This is a genomic window from Enterococcus sp. DA9 (assembly GCF_008000875.1).
Lineage (GTDB): Bacteria > Bacillota > Bacilli > Lactobacillales > Enterococcaceae > Enterococcus_B > Enterococcus_B lactis.
In genome coordinates this window covers 1,605,400-1,629,320 of the sequence record NZ_CP042839.1, presented here as the reverse complement: position 1 = coordinate 1,629,320, position 23,921 = coordinate 1,605,400, and the positions used below count along the sequence as shown (strand labels likewise).

Here is a 23,921-nt window from a genome sequence, read left to right as displayed (position 1 = left end):
AAAAATAGCCGTTTCCATTCGCTAAAGGTCTCGTTTTGATAAAAAGAAGCTGAGAATGTAAGTTATATGAAAGTGGAGAACAAAATATTCCGTTTCATTCAGCAGGTATTCTCTAGGTATTTTTCTTGTTTCAAAAAAAGAAAACAAAATAGTTAAAATATTCTTGCATTTCAAAAAAAACAGGTGTATTATTACGTCAACAAATAAACATACAGCAAAGCGTCGAGGAAAACAGTAGGCTATTCAACGATTTATTCCCAGTGAGTCATGTAAGTGAGAAATGACAATAAATCGAATAGACGAACATCATTTCCGAGTCAATGTCGAAAACGTAGATCATTGTGGCTGCCTCCATTATCAGGCTAGCGGATAACTTTAGCAAAAAGCGTCCGTGAATGAAGAAGCTTTTTTAAGCGAAAAAAGGTGGTACCGTTCTAGAATCTAGAGCCCTTTTCCCAAGTGGAAAAGGGCTCTTTTTTATATTTTAAGGTGGTGGTTTTCATGGAATCTGATATTAGTGGCATTACTAATTGCTGCAACGTTTATATCGTCAATCAAAATGATAATTATTGGAGGAAAAATTTATGGAAGAAACAAAAACTTATTCATGGAAACAACTATTGATGGTCAGTTCACTTATCTTCGGGATGTTCTTCGGGTCAGGTAATCTAATCTTTCCTGTCCACTTAGGTCAAATGGCTGGCGCAAACTGGGTCAGTGCTGGCGTAGGATTTGCCATCTCAGGCGCTCTTTTCCCATTACTAGCTATCTTAGCTGTAGTAGTGACAAAAAGTGATGGTCTGTATGACTTAGCTAAACCTGTTGGAAAATGGTATGCTGCCTTGTTCTTAATCCTTGTTCATTTGACGATCGGACCATTTTTCGGTACACCACGGACAGCTGCTACTGCTTTTGAAATGGCTGCTAAACCATTTTTGTCTGAAAAATATAATTCATTAGGTATGTTTTTATTCTCTGCTCTTTTCTTTTTACTTGCTTATTTCCTTACTGTCCATCCCACACGGTTGGTCAAATACGTCGGAAAGTATCTAAACTCCTTGTTTCTTGCATTATTAGCAATCATTTTTGTCGTTTCTTTATTCCACCCAATGGGAAATCTAAATCAATCTGCTGCAGATACTTACCAAACAAACGCTTTAACAAATGGTGTCCTAGAAGGTTATAACACGGTTGATGCAGTAGCTTTGCTTGCCTTAAGTGTCACTTTTGTCCATGCAGTCCGTGACCTTGGTTTCAAAGATAAAAAAGTCACAGAATTAACAGCAAAAGCTGGTAGCCTGAGCGTTGCGCTAGAAGTCATGATCTATTTTGGTCTTGTTCTTCTCGGTGCGATGAGTTTGAATAAGATGTCTTTATCAGAAAATGGCGGAACTGCACTTTCTCAAATCACTAATTTTTATTTAGGTAACTTCGGCGCTAGCTTCTTAGGAGTGATGGTCACATTAGGTGTCTTCACTACCGCTATGGGACTCGTTGTTTCTTTTGCACAAGATTTCCATAAACTGTTCCCTAAAGTCAGTTATATGACATGGCTGCGGTTAACGACTTTTGTCTCTTTTGTCGTTGCAAATGCTGGTTTGGACAATATCATCCAATGGTCTTTACCAGTATTGATGCTTTTGTATCCATTGTCGCTTGCGTTGATCTTGCTTTCCTTAACAGCAAAATTTTTCCAAAAGACACCATTTGTCTATCAAGTAACGATGTTGTTTGCTGCTGTTCCCGCCGTATTGGATATGCTGGCAAATTCGCCTGCTTTAGTGAGTCAACAAAGAGTTGTAGCAAGCATGCTCGAATTTTATCATCATCACGTTCCTTTTGCTGCATTAGGACTTGGTTGGATGGTCCCAACGTTACTTGGTTACGCTGGCAGCTTACTCTTCTATTACGCCTATCGCCTATCAGGGCACAAACAAGAAGCGAATGAACTACCAGAAGAATAACCAGATCAAACACAATTTAACATAAGAAATATTAAACAGGAAAAAACCAGCTAGATGAAAGAATCCTATTCTTTCGTCTAGCTATTTTTTAGATTTCTTTTTTACGAGCACAAAAAAACTGCGGACAATGATTGTCCGCAGTTTAAATGATAAAATTAAGATTGTAATAGTTCTTTCACAATGGCATTTACTTGGTTTCCATCTGCTTTTCCTTTGACTTTAGGCATGATCGCACCCATGACTTTGCCAAATTCTTTCATTGATGAAGCACCAGTTTGTGTGATTGCTTCTTGAACAAGTTGTCGAATTTCTTCGTCGGAAAGTTGTTCCGGCATGTATTTTTCGACTATCACAATTTCACTTTTTACTTTTTCAGCTAAATCGTCACGTCCTGCTTCTTCAAACTCATGCAAAGAATCACGTCGCTGTTTCATTTCGCGAGACAACACCGTTAATTCTTCTTCTTCTGTCAAGTCGTGACCTTCTTTAATCTGCTCGTTTTGTATAGATGACTTGATCATTCGGATGACTTGTAAAGATTCCTTATCTTTCGCTTTCATCGCTGTTTTCATGTCATCGTTTAATCTACTTAGTAGTGACACACTACCAACTCCAATTCATCACAGAACTAGAATTTTTTGCGTTTTCTAGCTGCTTCAGATTTTTTCTTGCGTCTTACACTTGGTTTTTCGTAGAATTCACGTTTACGAGATTCTTGTAAAGTACCCGCTTTTGACACGGAACGTTTGAAGCGACGAAGAGCATCGTCAAGTGATTCGTTTTTGCGAACGACTGTTTTTGACATGTTAATTCCCTCCCTCCGAGCTTAAAAAGTAACCGTAATTGTTATTGAAATATATCTCAAAAAACAAGACTGTCCTGTAAATATTATATCTAATGCTGTTTTGACCGTCAAGGAAATCTTGCTTTTTTTTAAAATTATCAAATGTTATTTTATTTAAATCCTTATTGACAATTTACACATCTTCCGAAAATCTCGAATCTATGCCCTTCGATCGTACATCCACCGAGCTGTTCTTCGAAATAATTCATTGGACACATATGGATTTCTTTCGTTGTTCCGCACACCGTACAGATAAAGTGATGGTGATGGCCGATTTCCCCTTGACAGCAATGAAAACGAAACTTCATCTCTCCATTTAAATCGGTTTCTTCCAGTAAATCGATTTCTGCAAAATCATGGAGATTTCGATAAATCGTATCGTAACTTACTCCTTTGAATTCCTGATTCATATAGTCAAAAACTTCTTTAGCGGATACGTAGCGATTGCGCTTCACTAAATAAGTTAACAATGCTTCTCTTTTTTTAGTATATTTAAAACCGTTATTTTTCAATGTTTCTAGTGATTGTTCGATCAATGTCTGTTTTTTCATGACTTATCCCTCCAAATCAAAATGATTACGAAGTACACATTCTAGAGTATGGTATAATAAACATAAAAAAAATGCAAGTGAGGTTTTATCCATGTCTTCCGATTCTACAGAAATCGTTACTTTTTTTGTCATCTCCGACTCTGCTGGAGAAACTGCGACAAAATTAGCACAAGCCACTATGGCCCAATATCCTAGCGTTGAGTTCAATTTATTCCGCAGAACATTTGTGACAGATGAGAAAACATTGATGCAGGCACTGCAAGATGCACTAAAAGAAAAAGCCCTTGTCCTACACACATTGATCAATCAAGAATTGATCGAGATGACGCGTTCTTTTTGTGAAGAACATCAATTATTTAGTTTTGATGTGATGACTCCGCCGATATCAGAAATCGAGCGCTTAACTGGTATCAAGCCCATTCGGCAACCTGGCGCCCTTCATTTATTGAATGAGAACTATTTCAAACGGATCAAAGCAATGGAATTTGCTGTAAAATACGATGACGGGAAAGATCCGCGTGGGTTTCTAGAAGCAGATGTCGTTTTGCTAGGCGTATCCCGAACTTCCAAAACGCCTTTGAGCTTGTTTTTAGCTAACAAAAATTTAAAAGTTGCCAATCTTCCTTTGATCCCACAAGCACATATTCCCAAACAGCTTTGGGAGATCGATCCTAAAAAAATCGTGGGACTGACGAATAACCCAGATATTTTAAACAATATCCGTAAAGAACGGATGCGCTCTTACGGATTAAATCCTGATACTGCTTATTCCGATATCGAAAAAATACGAGCTGAACTCGATTTTGCAAATGATCTTTATGAAAAACTGGGCTGCGTAGTAATCAATGTCGCTTCTTTATCTATTGAAGAAACAGCTTCGCTTATTTTGAATGCTTTAGACCTAGAAGACCATAGTTATTATGGAACTGAAACCATCGAAGAAACAGACTAACAATTTTTCTTTAAAAAAACTGGACTGTGTCAGCGAAGAAGATTCGTTGACACAGTCCAGTTTGTCTCTATTTGCACCTATCGTTATTGATGTTCCACATGTTTGAGTGTCTGGTTCAAAATATCCAGTACGTGAGAATCATCAAGACTATACAAAATCGCTTTTCCCTCACGATGGGACTTGACGACATGGTTTTCTCTTAATAAACGCAGTTGATGCGATACAGCAGATTGTTCCATTTCCACTGCTTGGGTGATTGCTGTCACATTTTGTTCCCCGTCTTTCAGATACAGCAGAATTTTGAGACGAGTGGGGTCACTCAACATTTTGAATAGTTGGCTGACTTTCTCTACTTTTGTTTTTTGCGTGTCTGGCAATCCATTCACCTCCAACTTGAAAAAAGACTGACTTCTAAAGTTTACCACTTTTTCCATCAGTCTCAAGTTTTTTTATTCTTCTGTCATCTTTTGGATAATCGCTTCATAAGCGGCTACTTTTTCAGCTGCGTCTTCTGAAGAGTTTCCTTTTACACCGATATAAAACTTGATTTTCGGCTCAGTTCCTGAAGGACGGATAGCGATCCAGCCATTTTCTTCCAGCGTATACTTCAATACATCAGATGGCGGTGTCGTTAGTTTTTCTACATTTCCTTCACGGTTTGTTCTCGTCAACTCTTTGAAGTCTTCTGTTTGGATGACTTTTGCTCCGGCAAATTCTGTTGGTGCTTCTTCACGGAATTTTTCCATCAAAGCAGAGATTTTCGCAGAACCTTCTTGTCCGCTCATTGTCACAGAAATCGTTTTTTCTGCGTAGTAGCCATAGGTTTCAAAAATCGTTTGCAAGCCGTCATACAACGTTTTGCCTTGTTTTTTATAGTAAGCTGCTACTTCTGCTAATAAGAGCAATGCTTGGATCGCGTCTTTGTCGCGAACGAAAGGTTTAACTAAATAACCGTAACTTTCTTCGAATCCGAACATAAAAGTATGGGAATGATCTTCTTCGAATTGTTGAATTTTTTCAGCAATGAATTTGAATCCTGTCAATACATTGAACATGGTAGCCCCATAGTGTTCCGCAATTGCTGTAGGCAATTCGCTAGAAACGATCGATTTCAATACCGCTGCGTTTTCAGGTAAAGTGCCTCGCGATTGGTGTGCTTCCAAAATATATTGAGCAAACAGTGCTCCGATTTGGTTTCCGGTCAATACTTCATAGGAGCCATTTGGCAAACGAACGGCTGCACCTAAACGGTCTGCATCAGGATCTGTTGCAATCAGCAAATCAGCGCCTTCTTTCTCGCCAAGTCGTATCGCATACTCAAAAGCAGAGTGTTCTTCTGGATTTGGTGATTTGACTGTAGTGAAATCTGGGTCTGCGACAGCTTGTTCTGGAACTAGTACGAATTGTTCGAATCCAGCTTGTTTCAACGCACGTTCGCCTAACATTTTTCCTGTTCCGTGAAGTGGTGTGTACACAAGTTTCAAATCTTTCCCCATTGTTTCCACCAATTCATGATCAATCGTTACTGCTTTGATTTCTTCTAGATAAGCGGCATCCACTTCTTCTCCGATGATCGTGATCAATCCGCTATGTTCAGCTTCTTCGTCAGATAATACTTCAACTTTTAACGGATTGCTGACTTCACGGACATATTTCGTCAATGCATCTGCGTCTGCAGGAGGCATTTGTCCCCCATCTTCTCCATAGACTTTATATCCGTTGTAAGCTGCTGGATTGTGGGATGCAGTTACCATGATTCCCGCAAACGTCTTCAAATGACGGACTGCAAAAGAAAGCTCTGGTGTTGGACGTAGACTTTCGAATACATAAGATGGGATATTGTGATGTGCTAATGTTTTGGCTGCTTCCATGGCAAATTCTGGTGATTGATGGCGTGAGTCATAAGCGATAGCGACACCTCGGCGTTTTGTTTCTTCGCCTTGTGTATCCATGAAACGTGCAAGTCCTTCTGTTGCTTGTCTTACCGTATAGATGTTCATTCGATTGATCCCAGGTCCTAAGATTCCCCGCATGCCTGCAGTACCGAATTCCAACGGTGCATAAAAAGCATCTTCAAGTTTTTCAGGATCTTCACCCAGATCATTTAATTGTTTTTTTAAGTTTTCTTCTAAATTTTCTTCATGTACCCATTGTTCATACACTTGTTCCCAAGACATGAAAATAACACCTCTTTCTGAAATATGGTTCTTAATAAGTATAGCATTCACTTATTAGATATGAAAGTATGAGGACCAAAAAACGCTTAAATCAAGAAAAGATTCTTTTATCAAGCACGGTTACAAGTATTCGCATAAATCGGATTCAGTAGATTTCACGCGAAAAAAAAGAGTAAAAGAACAATTGAAACCGTTCTTCCACTCTTTTTAAACTTATGCAGTTGTTTCTTCTAAAGATTCCAAGTATTTATACACTTGTTGTCCAGCGATCCCACCATCACCAACAGCAGTAGTGATTTGTCGCAAATCTTTTTCACGAACATCTCCGATGGCAAAAACGCCTGGTATATTCGTCTTCATTTCGTTGTCTGTTGGAATCCAGCCGGCTTCGTTCGTCAACCCAGCTTCTCTAAATGGTGCAGTTAATGGATCCAGTCCAACATAGATGAATACTCCGTCTGCTGCCAAATCAAACTCATTGCCGGTTTTGACATTACGTGCTTTCACACCTGTCACTACCATTTCATTCCCAACGATTTCGTCAACGACTGTATCCCACATAAAGGAAATTTTTTCATTCGCAAATGCACGGTCTTGGATGATCTTTTGTGCACGTAATTCATCTCTACGGTGGACGATGACTACTTCAGAAGCAAATTGTGTCAAATAGATGGCTTCTTCTACTGCTGAGTCTCCTCCTCCGATCACTACTAGACGTTTGTTACGGAAAAACGCACCATCACAAACTGCACAGTAAGAAACGCCACGTCCAGCAAATTCTTCCTCGCCAGGTACGCCTAATTTACGGTGGATACAGCCTGTTGCGATAATGACTGTTTTTCCTTCGTAAGTTTTATCTTCACAAATAACTTCTTTGTGGCTGCCGTGATCCTTGATATCTTGCACGATTCCATAAGCATTTTCTGTCCCAAATCTTGAAACACCTTCATACATCTTATAAGCTAGATCAGGACCCATGATTGAATCGAAACCAGGATAGTTTTCGATTTCTGCCGTATTGTTCATTTGGCCGCCAGGGGCGCCTTGTTCGATCATCAATACGGATAAGTTTGAACGTGAAGCATATAAAGCAGCAGTCATCCCAGCAGGACCTGCGCCAATAACGATTACATCATACATATGTAGATTCTCCTTTACTTAATCAAGTAAGCATACTTTACAGCCAATGCGAAAAAAAGTCTATTGTTCTGCTTGCGTTTCTCGAATAGCTTTATTATACTCGAAAAATCCGCTGAAAAACAATAGACTTTTATAAATCATTGATCAATCATTCGAAAGATTTTCTCCATTTGAATCAATTACTTTTTTATACCAGTTGAATGATTTCTTCTTCGAACGGGCTAATGTGCCATTTCCTTCGTTGTCACGATCGACATAAATGAATCCGTACCTTTTCTTCATCTCACCTGTACCAGCTGATACTAAATCAATACATCCCCAAGTCGTATAGCCTAATAGATCGACTCCATCTAATTCTACTGCATCTTTCATTGCCTGGATATGTGCTGCCAGATAGTCGATTCGATAATCATCTTCCACATAACCATTCTTATCGGGCGTATCGACTGCACCTAAGCCGTTTTCTACAATAAATAGTGGTTTTTGATAACGATCATAAATATCATTCATCGTTATTCTCAAGCCTAATGGATCAATTTGCCAACCCCATTCACTTGCTTCCAGATATGGATTTTTGACAGAAGCAAAGATATTTCCTGCAGTCTGTTCCAAGAGTTCGTTGTCAGTAGTCGAAACTCGAGAAGAATAATAAGAAAGGGAGATAAAATCAACAGTATGTTCTTTCAGCAATGCGGCATCCCCAGGTTCCATTTTGATCTGAATGCCATTTCGTTCCATTTCTTTCAATGCATAAGCGGGATATTCTCCTCGTGACTGGACATCAATGAAGAAATAATTTTCTCGATCTGATTTTCTAGAAGCCCAAACATCTTCAGGATTGCAAGTGTATGGATAATATGCTCCTGCTGCCAGCATACAGCCTACTTTGTTCTCCGGATCTACTTCATGAGCAATCTTCGTTGCGATGGCACTTGCAACCAACTCATGATGTGCCGCTTGATATTTGATTTGTTCTTCATTTTCTCCTTCTTCAAAATACAGCCCTGCGCCCATGAATGGTGCATGAAGGATCATATTGATCTCATTGAATGTCAACCAATATTTGACAAGTCCTTTATAGCGATTGAAGATGACTCGGCACAGATTTTCATAAAAACCAACGAGTTCTCTGGAACGCCACGCACCATATTCTTTGATCAAATGCATCGGACAATCAAAATGTGTAATCGTCACAAGCGGCTCGATCCCGTACTTTTGACATTCTTTAAAGACATCCTCATAAAATTTCAAACCAGATTCATTTGGCTCTTTTTCATCGCCCATTGGAAAAATACGACTCCAAGCAATGGACATCCGATAAGTCTTGAACCCCATTTCTGCAAATAAAGCAATATCTTCCTTATAATGATGATACATATCGATCGCAATTTTTGCTGGATAAAAATGATTTTCATCAAATTCAAACATTTTCTTTTTTCCAGTAATGACAGGAAAACGGTCTTCTCCGATTGGCACAACATCTACGTTCGCTAACCCACGTCCGCCTTCATCATAACCGCCCTCGCATTGATTGGCTGCTGTAGCTCCGCCCCATAAAAAATTTTTTCTGAATCCCATCATACTTCCTCCATTACATGTGTATTGCTTGATAATTCTCTTGCCAGTTCATCTTGGACTTCGATTCCTTCTGCTTTTAACCGGCTGATTGTTTCCTTGAATTGCGGTAAATACTGCTGATGTGCAATAAACAACTCATCCATGATCCGTTTTGCTGTCTTTCCTGATCGTATAAGCGGATTGATCGTAAACGCTTGTAAAGCTGTTCCATAATCACCAGTCACGGCTGCTTCGATCGTCAGCAATTCCATATTCTTCATTACTTGCAACCAGCCTCTTTCAGCAGCAGGAAGGGAACCAAACGCTACATTTCGTGCGCCTTGTGCGACAACATAGGCAGTGACTTCTACTACACAATCTGCCGGCAGATCAGGAACAGCTCCATCATTCTTTGTAGATACCACGATCTGTGTTTCTTTATTTCCATAGATCGAAGCAATCGTTTCACAGGCAGCATCTGAATAATAAGCACCACCTCGTTTTTGCAATTGTTCAGGTTTATGATCCAACTCTGGATCTTTGTATAATTCAAACAGCTCTGCTTCTGTTTCTTTCACTTGCTGCGCTCTTGTACCAATCGTTTGATATTCTTCTAAAGCATGTTCCAGCATTTCTTCTTCACGATAGTAATAGCGGTGGTAGCCACAAGGGATCATGTTCATTTGTTTTAATTGTTCTTTGAAAAACGGGATATCAAAGATATTTTTCGGCAATCCATTGTCTTCATCGTATAAACGATCAATCAATTCTGCCGTGCGGTCATTTCCTTTATTATCTGCTACTTTGTGCCAATGGAAGTGATTTAGACCGGCAAACTTGTAGATCAGCTCTTCTTTTTTCTTGCCAAGCATTGTTGGTTCTGTCATCATCGCCATTACTGGCACATTGCATAATCCGATCACTTTATCCCATTTGCCATATCTGATAACTGCTTCTGTCACCATCCCGCTTGGGTTCGCGAAATTGATCAGCCAAGCATTTGGACATAAACGCTTCATGTCTTCAACGATTGCCAAAACCACTGGAACAGTACGAAAAGCTTTGAATATCCCGCCAGCACCATTTGTTTCTTGCCCAATCATCCCATAATAACTAGGGATCCGCTCGTCTTTGATTCGTGCATCTAATTGACCGACACGAAACTGAGTCGTAACAAAATCCGCATCTTTCAATGCTTCTTCCCGATCCAGAGTTGCATAGATTTTGACTTCATACGGAGAAGCATCCCACATACGCTGAGACATCTGACTGACGATCTCAAGCTTTTCTTTTCCTTCTTCTACATCTACGAGCCAGATTTCTCGTATCGGTAATTCCTCATATCTTTTGATAAATCCTTCCATCAACTCGGGGGTGTAACTGCTGCCTCCACCAATCGTAGCGATTTTGATTCCTTTTGCCATGTTCTCACTCCTTTACTTTTTACACTTTTATTATCTTTTTTGTAAACAAAACAAACAATAGAAATTCGTTTCTTTCCAGTAACATTTACAAAAGTTAGTGTTTTCTTCTGGATTTTTGTAAATATCTTGTCAAAAAATGTCTTTATTAAGCTATATAACATAAATCCGTTTACAAATCATTTTCAAAAAAGTTATAATTTACGTAAAAAAACAAGAAGAAAGTATCTACATGTTATTACGTGAAAAAATCAAAGAAATCTCCTTTTCTCCTTCAGAAAATGAAGTGATTCAGTTTCTCTTAAGCGATTCTCCAGCACTTGGCGAAATGACCATCCAAGAGATTGCTGAGCGATGTTATGTCCACCCGTCCACACTCATCCGTGTAGCAAAAAAAATGGGTTTTGATGGCTGGGTCAGTTTTCGTAATGCTTTTTTAGCTGAAACAGCCTATCTTGAAGGGAATTTTCAAGACGTAGATGCGAATCTTCCTTTTTCCACCACAGACGGTATTATGACGATCGCAAATAAAATGGCTTCTTTAGAACAGATGACGATTCAAGATACACTTTCTCTCATTCATCATGACCAACTGCAAAAAGCCAAACAACTAATGCTTCAAGCAAAAAAAATCGTGATTTTCGCCAGTAACTCGAATACTTTGATTTCTCAAGATTTCATGCTGAAAATGAAGCGCATCAAAATGGATGTCACGATTGTCACCACTTTTGGTGAATCGTTCTATGAAGCGTACAATTGCACGAGTGATATGTGCGGGATTCTGATTTCTTATACGGGTGAAAACAATGTGATCCTTCGTACCGCAGAAATATTGAAACAAAATCATGTGCCAATTTTAGCTTTGACCAGTATCGGTGTTTCAACGCTATCTTCAATGAGTACAGCCGCTTTGCGACTTACGACACGCGAACGACTGTATTCGAAAATTGGTAATTTTACGATCAATACATCGATTTGTTATCTTCTAGACGTGTTATATAGTTGTGTTTTTGCAGAAAATTATCAACAGAATTTAGTCCATCTAATTTCTGTAGGACAAAAATTTGATAAACGCCCTATCAGCTCAGCCATCATGAAAGAGCCTTTCAATTTCGAAAATAAAGAAGTGGAATAAAAAGAATAGTTAAGCCTAGTCCATTCTTTCACCTAACCGTTCAGGTCAGTGCGGTGATAAGTGCATCGTCTGGCCCGACCGTCTCCCCTTGATTTTCCAAAATATCCAAATAATCCGTGTAATTGGTGACGATCACAGGTGTTTCTAAACTGTATCCTTCCTCTTCGATTTTCTTTTTGTCGAAGCGGAGCAACAGATCGCCTTGTTTCACTCTTTCTCCTTGCTGCACCAAGCTTTCAAAATATTTCCCTTCCAACTGAACAGTATCCAATCCGACATGAATCAGCAATTCCAGACCTGCTTCAGAAACCATTCCGATTGCATGTTTCGTCGGGAACAGGGTCATGACTGTTCCGTCAAAAGGGGCACGTACTTCTCCTTTTTCAGGGTAGATCAAGATTCCTCGACCTAGTGTTCCTTGTGCAAAAGCTGCATCCTTTGCTGCATTCAGTGGAGCGATTTGTCCTTGTATCGGTGTTTTTACAATTTCTTTACCTGATCTTTTCTGTCTATCATCTGTTTCACCTGCTTCCTCCTTCCAAAAGAAAAAAGTCAGCGCAAAGGATACCACCGTCGCAATGGCGATTCCAATCAATACATTAATCACATCCGTTAAATCACCATCTGGTCTAATATAGTTGGGAATTGTAAAGATGCCTAATCCACCTTGATTCCAAGAAGTTAAATTCATTAATCCACTATACGCACCCCCTAACGCACCACCGACACAGGTAAAAATAAATATTTTTTTACGTGGCAATGTAAACCCATAAATAGCTGGCTCTGTAATCCCCACAATACCAGAAACAATGGCTGGTATTGCGATTGCTTTGTCTTTTGGGTTTCTAAGCTTAAAGTAGAGTGCAGTAAGTGCTGCAGTTTGTCCAAAAGACACTACTGCAACAGGTGTCATGATATTTTGCCAGCCATTCACAGAAAATTGCATCAATCCCATTGGTACGATTGCCCAATGGAGACCAAACATCACTAGAATTTGCCAGAAGAAGCCTACGATTGCTCCATAAATAACTGGCGAAAGTGCTAAAAGTGTTTCAAATCCAGCCATTAAAATATCAGTTGCGAATGTGAATGCTGGTCCAACGAGTAAAAAACCTAAGGGCATTGTAATAAGAACGGTGAAGAATGGAACGAAGAAATTCGCGATCATCTCAGGTACTAACTTTTTAATTGGCTTCTGAATTTGGCTAGCTAACAACACAATAAAGATAATGGGAATGACAGAAGAAGCGTAGTTACGCGCAATCCAGGGAATGCCGAATACTGTTTGATAAATAGGTGCTTCAAAAATAGTACCAGAAAATATGGTCGTCAGTGGTGCTTCTGCTGCACCACTCAAAGCTTCCAGCGACAAGCTAGGATTCATTAATGCTGCGCCAAGCAACATCCCTACGAATTCATTTACTTTAAATTTACGGGCAGCTGTTAAACCGATAATAACAGGCATAAATTGGAATACAGAATCACCGATATTATCAAACATAACAAATGTGCCAGAACCGCGGTCAAATGCGCCTAAGAAGACAAGTAATGCTGTCAGTCCACGAATCATCCCACCAGCAGCTAGAATAGCAAGGAATGGCTGGAAACAGCCCGATATTCCATCAATAAGCATATCAAACGGTCTCATTTTTTCTGTTGAAACAGCCTCATCAAAAGTAAGGTTTCCTGCTTTTATAACCTCTTCAAACACGACTGGCACATGATTCCCGATAACAACTTGGTACTGTCCTCCCGCTCGCATTACCGTCACAACACCGTCCATATTTTTCAAGATCTCATCATTTGCTTTTTCTTCGTTTTTTAATTTGAAACGAAGCCTTGTGATACAATGTGTCAAACCATTGATATTTTCCTTTCCGCCGACATTTTCTACAATTTTGCTCGCTAATTCTTGATATTTTCCCATTTCTATTCCCTCCAATTTATTAGTGGAAGGTTTAGCCAACTGAATGTCACTACCCTTATTTCATACGTTCTTGTTAATTTATCCTCCTTTTTTTATTTATTTACAACGATTCTCATGCACTAAACGCGTAGTATGAATCGTTAAATACATTTTTTCGTCCGTGGACATCTGGTAGTTGAATGCCTCGGCTAAAAAGTCTGCTATTTTCTCAACGCAACCAAACGTGTCCTTATATTTTTTTTGAATAACCTGGAACAATTCCTCAGAAACTTCTCCCACTTCTGTTTTTTCTCCATCTAGGACGCGTGTCAGAAAAAAACGTAGGTGTGTGACGAATCGAAAAAAATGGACTGAATCTTCATCAAATGTAATCTTATAGTAATAGCGGACGATATTTAGAATATCCTGTATTGTTGTAGTAAACAGGTAGGTATTGTCTTGTTGGCTTTGAATGCCTTGTGCATTGACTAAATGCAATGCGATAAATCCGGCTTCATCTTCTGATAACTTGATGTGGTATTTATCCGAGATTTTCTTCACTGTTTTTTTCCCGATGGCATACTCTTTAGGAAATAGTTGTTTGATATCATACAGCAATACATTTGGTACAAATATTCCCATTTTGTGACGTTCGATAGCCGTATACAAATGATCCGTCAATGCAATATACACCGAATCATTCAACTGGACTTGTAGAGCCTCTTTTGTATATTCAATGATTTCACAAGAAATTTCTAAGTACTCAAGAGGAATCGCTTGTGCCAATTCTTGGAACTGTTGTGAAAGTCCGTCATTTGTCAACTGAAATTTTTTGTCGATGCATGAGTCAAAAATCGGGTCACCCACTTTCTTTTGAATGCCAAACCTTTTCCCATCACGATCATTTCCTGATTTCTTTCATCCCTGGTTATTACGACGTTGTTATTCAGTACTTTCTCAATCAGCATGTTTTGCTCCTTTCCATGATATATAGGGCTGTATCCAAAACAAAAAGAAAAACCCAAAAAGCCGTCCATGGAACCATGGGAGACTCATCAGGTTTAGCTTGCATCAGGCAATCACTATCCAAGTTGTATCGTTTTCTTTATATTATCGAAAGTAAATGTTTTTGTCAACGCTTTCTTAGCGGCTATTAGGCACTTCTGACTAGCTGTCGTGATCTTTTTTTAAATCTGGTGACTACGACACTACCGCTCACAGATGAAGAATCTGGGAAGCTCTGTTTTATTTTCACTCTAGCGCTTAGGTCAAAATGCTACTATGCTACTGTCACAACTTCTAATATACGGTGTTCCAGTACCAGCTTATCGGTGATAAGCCAAATTTATGCAAAAATCTGGAAAGCCTTTTTTACAATTTTTTTCTTATCACCTAAAGCTGAACGGAGCCCTGTCACAACCACTTTTTACACACCACTGCTTTGCAGTTTGTACATATCTGCATACAAACCATTTTGCGCTAGAAGTGTTTCATGATTCCCGCGTTCTACTATATGACCTTTGTCTAAAACTAAAATCAATTCTGCATCCCGAATCGTGGACAGCCGATGGGCAATCGCAATCGTTGTCCGTCCTTGTCGCATTTTTGTCAATCCTTCTTGGATCAATCCTTCTGTTTCAGTATCGATATTTGCTGTCGCTTCATCCAATACTAGTATTTTAGGATCTGTCACGATTGTTCGCGCAAAAGTGATCAGCTGTCGTTGTCCGCTAGAATAGCTGGCACCGTGTTCGATCACTTTTGAGTGATATCCTTTTGGTAATTCATCGATGAACTTGTTTGCTTGAACAAACTCAGCTGCATGGCGAATCTGTTCGTCTGTGATAGCTGGATTCATCATCCGGATATTTCCTGCGATATCTCCATAAAACAAGAAGGCATCTTGCAAGACCAATCCCATTTTCTTACGTAACTCTTCCATTGGATATTCTCGAATGTCATGATCATCAATCAAGATCTGGCCTTCATAAAATTCGTAAAACCGCATCAATACGTTGATGATCGAGCTTTTTCCGCTTCCGGTGTGCCCCACTAATGCAACGGTCTCTCCCGGATTAGCGACAAAAGAGATATTGTTCAATACATTGTGCTCTCCATCATAAGAAAAGCTTACATTGCGAAACTCGATCTTACCTGAAGTAATCGCTTGATCTGCTCCAGGATTTTGTTGCGGTGCATATTCTTCTGTATCCATGATTTTCAAAATGCGACTACCGGCAACCATTCCATCTGTAAAGGTGCTCAAAAAGTCCATCATTTGAGACATTGGATTAAAAAATCCCTGGACATAGGTCGTAAATGCATAGATCAGTCCAACTTCTACGGGAGAATGCAACGCATCGATCCCAAACAAAGTCAACGCCAACGCAATCGCCAATGCATATAGAAAATTGATGATCGGACTTAACAGAATCGAATTCGTTTTGATCATCGCATAGCGCGTGTCTAAATACTCGTTGTTCACTTGTTCAAATTCTTTAGCTAAACGAGCTTCTTGGCGAAACTGCTGGATAATACGCATGCCGGAAATCGATTCATTCAATTTCGTGTTCAGCTGACTTAATTTTTCCCGCATATTCCGGTAAATACGAGAACTAAATTTCTGGTAATACCAGATGACGATTCCTAAAATCGGCAAGAACACCAAAGTCCACAAGGCAATTTCTCCATTGATTTGAAACATGGCAATGAAGGAAGAAACGACTGCAAAGATCCCAGTCAATACCATCAAAAAGACATACCAAAATTCAAATAGCGTTTCTGTGTCATTTGTCACTCGAGAAACAGTCGATCCTGCCGGTGTCTGATCAAAATAACGCATACCTAGTGTATGCAGCTTTTCAAATAATCTTACCCGAACATACTGATAGGTCTTCAATGAAGCCATGGAATACAAATACCATTGGAAAAACCAAATGATACTTTTGACTATGACTCCAAACAAGTACATACCAGCAAAAAACAAAATAACTTGTGTCGTAGCCGACTGTTTAGCCAGATGATCATCCATAAAAGTTTGGATGATCCTTGGCAATAGGACATTGATCACAGACAGGGCAAACGCAAATAAGATAGCAACGATGAACGTTCTTCTAAAAGGTTTGGCGAACTTCATCAGTCGTTTGATGATCTTCTTCTGTTCTTTAAGTGGAATCGATTTTGTCCATTCCGATTGATAATTTTCATCCATCAGGCCTCGCCTCCTTCTATCTTCGCTTCTAATTGCTGTTTCTCCCACATTCGTTCATACCAGCCGCCTAATGCAAGCAGCTCATGATGGGTTCCTCGTTCAATGATTTTCCCTTGATCGACAACAATGATTTCTTTTGCATGCATCACGCTGCTTAAACGGTGAGCTGCAATGATGGTTGTTTTCTCTTTTCTTATTTCTTTTAAATTATGCAAGATAGCTTCTTCTGTTTTGGCATCTACTGCAGAAAGTGCATCATCTAAGATCAGCAATTCAGGATTTTTGATCAATGCTCGAGCAATCGAAATCCTTTGTTTCTGTCCGCCAGATAAAGAGACTCCACGTTCTCCAACTAAGGTATCATAACCTTTTGGCAATTCCTTGATTTCATTGTTGATAAATGCTAAAGAAGCCGCATGCTCTACTTCTTCTTCTGAAAGTTTTGGATTAGAAAAACGGATATTATCTCGAATGGTCATCGAAAACAAGAAGTGATCTTGAGGCACATAGCCGATTGATCCTAATAAAGCATTCAATGAATATTCTTTGATCGAACGTCCGCCAAATTGGATTTTTCCTTGATAATCATCGTATTCACGCATCAGTAATTTGATGATTGTCGTTTTTCCCGCACCAGTTTTCCCAACAATACCTAATGTTTCTCCTTCTTGGATCACAAATTTGATTTGTTCTAATGCTGGTGATTCTTCTTTCGGATAGTTAAAAGAGGAAATAGCTACATTCAGCTCGCCTTTTGCCGGGGTCTGCACTGCACCCAGTTGTTCCACGATATGCGTCTTTTCATGCAAAAGTTCATTGACGCGATCATAAGAAGCATTTCCTCTTTCCAATACGTTGAACAATCGACCAATCGCAAACATCGGCCAAACAAGCATACCGATATAGCTAATAAATGAGACCATCTGCCCGATCGAGATCGTGCCTTCCAAGACATACTTTCCACCTAAAATAATTGTTGCAACATAAGACAGACCGATAATCAAGGTAATGAATGGATCGAATAAGGAGTCTAAAAAATTGACTCGTTTGTTTTTAATAATTGCATCTTCAATCTTTTCTTCAAAATCCGCGAGATCTTCTTTTTCTTGTCCAAATGTTTTAATGACTTTGATCCCAGTGATACTTTCTTGTGTCTTATCATTGATACTAGAAAAAGCTTCTTGCGAATCACGAAAAGCATCGTGGAGTTTTGACCCCAGCACTCGTGAAGTAACGGCTAGCAAAGGCAGAGGAATCAGCGCAATCAGTGTTAAGCGCCAATCAATAAACAAAATCATCGCAATGATCGTTGTTCCGCCCGTGATCACTGAATCTGCAAAGGTCAAGATACCAGCTCCTGCTACATTCTGGATTGCATTCAAATCATTCGTTGCATGAGCCATCAAATCTCCAGTCCGATATTTTTGGTAAAAGAGATTGTCCATTTCTGTAAAATGTTTGAATAGCTGCTGCCGAAGTTCTTTCTCCAACCGAGCTGCACTTCCCCAAATATTCGTCCGCCAGATATAACGAAAAAGATATTGTAAGAGAGCTGCAAGGATCAATAATAAGATCCACCAGGAAATGATCTTTATTGATAAATTTTTATCGGCAATCTCATCAATGATGATCCCAATCACCTTTGGAGGAACTAACTGTACCAAGGCCACTGCGAATAGGGAGAAAATCCCAATTAAATAATGTTTCTTTTCCTGTCGAAAAAACCAACCTAATTTTCTAAAAATCGACATTTTACTCCTCCTTTGTCTTTATCAAGAGCATAGGATTGTCTGTGCTTGTCTTTTTTGCTGAATAGTCTGAATAGTCTAACAAATTACGAAATAAAAAACGGACTGAAAAAATCAGCCCGCAAAAAGTCTTTGGGTCAGAACCTATTTTTTCCCTTGGTTCTTCATTTGCTGCATCATCTGGCGAATTTTCTTCTCAGATGGTTTTTGCCCCATTGACATCATCATTGATCGCAACATGTCCTCATTAACGGGAGGATTTTTTTCTAAATAGTCTTTCATATATTTACGCGCTAGGAAAAAGCCACCTACTGCGCCGATTAGCAAAGCAATAATAGCAATAAGTACGACAATACCTGTTGATACCATATAAATCTCTCCTTTCTATTTCCGAATTGCTCTCAATGATTTATTTTACTAAAGTTTATTGAAAAAAGAAAGGCGTATTCTTTAGTTTCATGCAAAAAATAGTGGTTTTTTTAGAGAAGAACAAAATTTCTTTCATTAACCAGCAAGACACGCCACGAAAAAAAATTAGGCATACCGAATCTTTTTCTTTAATTTTTTCTTTCTGAGGTGTAGAATGTAATCGTAGATAAATAGGAAAGGTGGTTTTTTCTTGAATAATCAATCCAACAAACAATTTCATAAGCATCGACTTATTGAACATACAAATGGTTTATCTTTAGCTGAAGTAAATGGAACAGTGGATGTACCCAAGGGAAAAAGTTTTTTTAAAACACTTCTTGCTTACTCTGGACCAGGTGCATTAGTAGCAGTGGGTTATATGGATCCAGGTAACTGGTCCACTTCGATCACTGGTGGACAAAATTTCCAATATTTATTGATGTCAGTTATTTTGATGTCTAGTCTGATTGCTATGCTTTTACAATATATGGCAGCAAAATTAGGAATCGTGACCCAAATGGATTTGGCCCAAGCAATCCGAGCACGGACAAGTAAGACATTGGGTGTCATTTTATGGATCTTGACTGAATTAGCCATTATGGCAACAGACATCGCAGAAGTCATTGGTGCAGCAATCGCCCTCTACCTGCTTTTTGATATTCCATTGGTAATTGCCGTATTTATCACTGTGTTAGATGTTTTCGTCCTTTTATTGCTGACAAAAGTCGGATTTCGTAAAATCGAAGCTTTGGTTGTCTGCTTGATTTTCGTCATTTTATTCGTTTTCGTCTATCAAGTTGGCTTGTCTAACCCTGATTGGCACAGTTTGTTTGCCGGCTTTATCCCTAACAGTCATACATTCTCAGACTCACCTGTCATCGGCGGTGAAACTCCGCTGACTGGAGCTTTAGGGATTATTGGTGCAACAGTCATGCCGCATAACTTATATCTTCATTCAGCAGTTTCTCAAACTCGGAAGATCGATCACCAAGACGAAGAAGATGTAGCACAAGCGGTACGCTTTTCTACTTGGGATTCTAATATCCAGTTGTCAATGGCTTTTCTAGTCAATGCACTGCTATTGATCATGGGTGTTGCTGTATTCAAAACCGGTTCTGTCCAAGATCCTTCCTTTTTTGGTCTGTATGAAGCTTTATCTGATCCATCAGCTATGAGCAATGGTATCTTGATTGCTGTGGCAAAATCTGGTATCTTGTCCACTTTATTTGCTGTAGCACTTCTTGCTTCTGGCCAGAACTCTACTATTACTGGTACGTTGACCGGTCAAGTCATCATGGAAGGCTTCATCCATATGCGTATCCCAATTTGGCTAAGAAGACTAGTCACACGATTGCTTTCTGTGATTCCTGTATTGATTTGTGTTTTGTTTACAAGTACAAAAGGAACGATTGAAGAACATACCGCTTTGAATAACTTGATGAATGAATCCCAAGTTTTTCTGGCTTTTGCATTGCCATTCTCGATGATTCCTTTACTGATGATGACCAATAGCCAAGCGGAGATGGGGAGCCGATTCAAAAATTCATTTGTTGTAAAACTACTTGGCTGGTTCTCTGTGATTAGTCTGACTTACTTGAACTTACGAGGATTACCAGGTCAAATCGAAAGTTTCTTCGGCGAGCAAGCCACCTCAGCTCAACTAGCATTGGCTGATCAAATCGCTTATGTAATCATTGTTCTTGTCCTTCTCCTGTTGGCATGGACGATTGGTGATTTATATAAAGGAAACAAAAAATATGAACAGCGTTTGCAAGAAACGATAGAAGAAATCGAATAGAAACTGATTCTTTCACACAAACATACTAAGAGTAGAGGGGAACATCATTCGTCAATGATGTTCCCCTCTACTTTTAGTATGTTTTTATTTAGAAGATAAAGCTTTTTTCAGATTCAATTTACTGAAAACTAGCATGCTTGTTACTACGATGAATTGCGTTAATGGCACACCTGCGCCAGTGTAGACACTTAAAAAATAATCCTTTTTTTCTGGCGCATAAGAACAAAACCACGAGACGCCGAAAAGAAAAACCAATTGTGTCAGTATTAATCCGATGACTACAATCAAAGAGGAACTATAATAGGCACGATCAGCTTTTGCAAATACGGTTCCTAGTACCATAAGTAATATCCCTGCTATTGAAGCAATCAGCACGGGAATGGCCAAAACTTGGTAAATTTTTATCATGACATTCGCGACTTTTGCTGTTTTTGTCAACTGGAAATCAGGTGTTCTCGGATCACTGCTATCGATCCAATTATCCATTAGTGGAAGATTCAATAGTTCTTGTGCCTGTTCGACTTGTTCTTGCGTCCCGAAACTATAATTCCCCCCTTGATGGAAATCTTTGTATCGCCATGCATAGGCATATCCTGATTTCAGAAAAGCAAATACGATTGGCAGATCATTCATCGTCTTTCCATCCCCTGATCCCATCAGATAGAATTCTTTTTTCTTTTTGATAGTTCCCTTTTGATAGGCTTCTTCTAATTCTTGATTGACTTTTTTCCAAAAATCATTGGTTTCTTTTGCATTGTTTTGGTAATAACCAGATTCGCTTACCACATCTCGCAATGCCCAAAAAATGATATCTCCTGGTAATTCTTTTACTTTTCCACCTTGGGTCCACGCATGAGTCGTATACAATTCGTCAATACGAGTAGAAACAGTATGAAATGTAGGAGATGCGTCTAATGCTTTATTTAACGCAGCATGCGAGACCCATATCTCACTGTTTTCTTTATTTAAGTTCGTTTCGTCATCTATTCGGATCAGCTGTTTCATCAAACGTCCAAATTCGCCACTCGAACGGTCATTGATGGTGGCAATACCATATGTTGTCTCGTTTTTATATTCGATCCACTGATAGACGATGGAGAAACCGACTAGAGGGAGTAAAAACAATGAAAGTTTCAGCCATTCTTGTTTCGAAAGGAGAAATGGTCGTTCTTTTAACTTCTTTGCTTCTTTGAAAGAAAAGTCTTGTCCTAGCAAGATCTGAACGAAACTGATGCCTAACGCGACTACAGTAAAAGGAAGAAGCCAGATGGAATCTTCGCGAATGAACCAAAAGAAAGGAAAAGAAACAGCCAGCCCTAAAAACCACGGCAGCAATTTTCTGCGGGAACTATATTTACGGTAATAAATAGCTAGTAAACAAGCGATAATGATCTCAACAGCCGGGATCACGAGAGCATTACGATACGTTCGAGTAGAATACTCATGTGTAAAACTAATCGGAGAAAACAAAAAATAAAAATAGATACTTAAAAGAAGATACTTGTTCTTCACGATCGGTTTAAACGCTAGTGCAACCAATATGCTGGCAAGAATACTGAACATGCCGAACAAAACTGCATAAGAAAGATGCAGTTTATGTGCAAGTACTAAAAACAAGCTGTAGGAGATCCCTTTTGAAAGTGTCGTAGTCGTGTACTCCCCTAGCCATTTACCATCCAAAATATTTTGAGCATAGTGAATCAGCAGCTGATCATCATAGGTTGCCGACATATCTGTTCCATAGATTGCTTTACTATATAAATACAACCGAATAATTGTAAATAATACGGCTATGCCAAGAATAAAGTATGTATGTTTCTTTTTTAGTTGGTCGATCAAGGGGTTTAAAGTGTTCAGCATCTTTTCGTCCTTTCAATCACGTTTTGCTACTTGCTTGTGAATCTTTTCGTTTTTTACTTTTCTATCAGTATACCCTGTTTGTCTGAATTTAAAAAGAGGGGGCGAAAGGAGCATGGCGAAAACGACTGCAAAAAGCACTCCTTTGTTTCTTAAACAAAAAAGGACAAGGCAGACTGCCCAATCCTTTTTTGTTGCTGTCAGATAGAAAACTTAAAGTGTGACTTCTTCTGCTAATAACTCAGGGAACACTTCGGGATCGAATGCTTGCGCTTTGAACATGGCAATTTCTTTTCCATATGGTGCGTAAGCTTTCTTTTTATCTTTACCGACATATGGAGTTTCTAAGATTTTCGAAATGTTGTCAAACATTGGATCATGGACGATTTTGTTCAATGTGTCAAATCCAATTGTTCCAAAACCGATATTGGCATGCCGATCTTTATGAGAACCTTGTGGATTTTTAGAATCGTTGATATGGAGTACTTTAAGCCGATCTAATCCGATGACCTTATCAAACTCTTCCATCACACCTGAAAAATCTTCTTTTATATTATATCCGGCATCATTCGTATGACATGTATCAAAAGTAACGGATAATTTTTCATTCAATTTTACTCCATCGATGATTTGCGCTAATTCCTCAAATGTTCGACCGATTTCCGTACCTTTCCCTGCCATCGTCTCCAAAGCGATCTGTGCCGTCTGTTCTTTTGTCAAAACTTCATTCAAACCCTCAATAATTCTAGCAATCCCAGCTTCTGCCCCTGCTCCTACATGAGCGCCTGGGTGAAGGGTGATTTGAGTAGCACCTAAAGCTTCCGCACGAACAATCTCTTCTCTCAGAAATTGTACAGCAAATGGAAACATTTCTGGTTTGATCGTATTTCCCAAATTAATGATATAGGGCGCATGAACGACGATATTTGTTAGTCCGTTTTCTGCCATAAATGCTTTTCCGGCATCAATATTCATCTCTTCGATGGCTTTTCTTCTAGTGTTTTGAGGGGCTCCTGTATAGATCATAAAAGTCGAAGATCCATAACTGGCTGCTTCTTCTGCTGCTCCTAACAGCATTTTCTTTCCGCTCATGCTGACGTGTGAGCCTAATAACATGGATGGATTCCTCCTTGAAAGGCAATTGTTTCGAACAATTCCTATATATTGGTAAGATGATATACAAAGAAAATGATTGATTTTTCTTTGCCCTGTTCTCCATAGTAACTGAAATTTTCTCTAAAGAAAAGCTTAA

Annotated in this window: 18 protein-coding genes and 1 pseudogene; 4 read left to right on the top strand and 15 right to left on the bottom strand. The window is 39.1% G+C overall.

The genetic code is table 11. The features are described from left to right. Nucleotides 1-584 precede the first annotated feature (584 nt). Entirely contained in the window at nt 585-1,964 is a 1,380-nt protein-coding gene (gene brnQ, locus FTX43_RS08760) for a branched-chain amino acid transport system II carrier protein (RefSeq protein ID WP_139902383.1), read from the top strand. Nucleotides 1,965-2,119: 155 nt separating this feature from the next. Here brnQ and FTX43_RS08755 read toward each other — a convergent pair whose 3' ends face one another. From FTX43_RS08755 to FTX43_RS08745, 3 genes are all read right to left on the bottom strand, one after another. Then, a complete protein-coding gene (locus FTX43_RS08755; protein ID WP_002291695.1) occupies nt 2,120-2,566 on the bottom strand; it encodes a GatB/YqeY domain-containing protein in 447 nt (148 codons plus the stop codon). Between the two features lie 26 nt (nt 2,567-2,592). Further along, on the bottom strand, nt 2,593-2,769 hold the full coding sequence (gene rpsU / locus FTX43_RS08750; protein ID WP_002287321.1) for a 30S ribosomal protein S21: 177 nt from the start codon (nt 2,767-2,769) through the stop codon (nt 2,593-2,595). A gap of 161 nt (nt 2,770-2,930) precedes the next feature. Continuing rightward, nucleotides 2,931-3,359 (bottom strand): Fur family transcriptional regulator, encoded by a 429-nt coding sequence (locus tag FTX43_RS08745; protein WP_139902380.1) that lies wholly within the window; start codon nt 3,357-3,359, stop codon nt 2,931-2,933. A 91-nt stretch (nt 3,360-3,450) separates the two neighbouring features. On the opposite strand from FTX43_RS08745, the gene FTX43_RS08740 reads away from it, so the two are divergent. Then, nucleotides 3,451-4,311, top strand: a complete 861-nt coding sequence (locus FTX43_RS08740) for a pyruvate, water dikinase regulatory protein (RefSeq protein WP_147606998.1) — start codon at nt 3,451-3,453, stop codon at nt 4,309-4,311. 83 nt (nt 4,312-4,394) lie between these two features. Here the strand turns inward: FTX43_RS08740 and FTX43_RS08735 are convergent, their stop codons facing one another. The 5 genes from FTX43_RS08735 to FTX43_RS08715 form a co-directional block, all read right to left on the bottom strand. Beyond that, the gene (locus FTX43_RS08735; protein ID WP_002316410.1) at nt 4,395-4,745 is read right to left on the bottom strand and encodes a helix-turn-helix transcriptional regulator; all 351 of its coding nucleotides are present in this window, start codon (nt 4,743-4,745) and stop codon (nt 4,395-4,397) included. Between the two features lie 15 nt (nt 4,746-4,760). Further along, nucleotides 4,761-6,488, bottom strand: a complete 1,728-nt coding sequence (locus tag FTX43_RS08730; protein ID WP_002291690.1) for a phospho-sugar mutase — start codon at nt 6,486-6,488, stop codon at nt 4,761-4,763. A gap of 213 nt (nt 6,489-6,701) precedes the next feature. Continuing rightward, nucleotides 6,702-7,628, bottom strand: a complete 927-nt coding sequence (trxB, locus tag FTX43_RS08725; protein ID WP_002291688.1) for a thioredoxin-disulfide reductase — start codon at nt 7,626-7,628, stop codon at nt 6,702-6,704. Nucleotides 7,629-7,772: 144 nt separating this feature from the next. Further along, nucleotides 7,773-9,206 carry a 6-phospho-beta-glucosidase gene (locus tag FTX43_RS08720; protein ID WP_147606996.1) on the bottom strand — a complete coding sequence of 478 codons (1,434 nt, stop codon included), beginning with the start codon at nt 9,204-9,206 and terminating at the stop codon, nt 7,773-7,775. Continuing rightward, the gene (locus FTX43_RS08715) at nt 9,206-10,609 is read right to left on the bottom strand and encodes a 6-phospho-beta-glucosidase (protein WP_139902375.1); all 1,404 of its coding nucleotides are present in this window, start codon (nt 10,607-10,609) and stop codon (nt 9,206-9,208) included. Before FTX43_RS08715 ends, FTX43_RS08720 begins: the two co-directional genes overlap by 1 nt. A 229-nt stretch (nt 10,610-10,838) precedes the next feature. Here FTX43_RS08715 and FTX43_RS08710 point away from each other — a divergent pair, with 229 nt between their 5' ends. Then, entirely contained in the window at nt 10,839-11,741 is a 903-nt protein-coding gene (locus FTX43_RS08710) for a MurR/RpiR family transcriptional regulator (protein WP_139902373.1), read from the top strand. Between the two features lie 40 nt (nt 11,742-11,781). Here the strand turns inward: FTX43_RS08710 and FTX43_RS08705 are convergent, their stop codons facing one another. The 5 genes and pseudogenes from FTX43_RS08705 to FTX43_RS08685 all read right to left on the bottom strand — a co-directional run bounded on the left by FTX43_RS08705 (nt 11,782) and on the right by FTX43_RS08685 (nt 18,975). After that, nucleotides 11,782-13,668, bottom strand: a complete 1,887-nt coding sequence (locus tag FTX43_RS08705) for a beta-glucoside-specific PTS transporter subunit IIABC (RefSeq protein WP_002291680.1) — start codon at nt 13,666-13,668, stop codon at nt 11,782-11,784. 96 nt (nt 13,669-13,764) lie between these two features. Further along, a pseudogene (gene licT, locus FTX43_RS08700) lies at nt 13,765-14,615 on the bottom strand (BglG family transcription antiterminator LicT). 458 nt (nt 14,616-15,073) lie between these two features. Continuing rightward, entirely contained in the window at nt 15,074-16,858 is a 1,785-nt protein-coding gene (locus tag FTX43_RS08695; protein ID WP_002329480.1) for an ABC transporter ATP-binding protein, read from the bottom strand. Then, nucleotides 16,858-18,609 (bottom strand): ABC transporter ATP-binding protein, encoded by a 1,752-nt coding sequence (locus FTX43_RS08690; protein WP_002291671.1) that lies wholly within the window; start codon nt 18,607-18,609, stop codon nt 16,858-16,860. The genes FTX43_RS08695 and FTX43_RS08690 overlap by 1 nt, the downstream gene beginning before the upstream one ends. Before the next feature lie 141 nt (nt 18,610-18,750). After that, nucleotides 18,751-18,975 (bottom strand): YneF family protein, encoded by a 225-nt coding sequence (locus FTX43_RS08685; protein ID WP_002291670.1) that lies wholly within the window; start codon nt 18,973-18,975, stop codon nt 18,751-18,753. Nucleotides 18,976-19,225: 250 nt separating this feature from the next. Here FTX43_RS08685 and FTX43_RS08675 point away from each other — a divergent pair, with 250 nt between their 5' ends. Beyond that, entirely contained in the window at nt 19,226-20,812 is a 1,587-nt protein-coding gene (locus FTX43_RS08675; protein ID WP_002320293.1) for an Nramp family divalent metal transporter, read from the top strand. 84 nt (nt 20,813-20,896) lie between these two features. Here FTX43_RS08675 and FTX43_RS08670 read toward each other — a convergent pair whose 3' ends face one another. Further along, nucleotides 20,897-22,672: a glucosyltransferase gene (locus FTX43_RS08670; RefSeq protein ID WP_147606994.1), complete on the bottom strand. Its 1,776-nt coding sequence runs from the start codon at nt 22,670-22,672 to the stop codon at nt 20,897-20,899. Between the two features lie 210 nt (nt 22,673-22,882). Continuing rightward, entirely contained in the window at nt 22,883-23,785 is a 903-nt protein-coding gene (locus FTX43_RS08665; RefSeq protein WP_002335980.1) for a deoxyribonuclease IV, read from the bottom strand. Nucleotides 23,786-23,921: the final 136 nt, after the last annotated feature.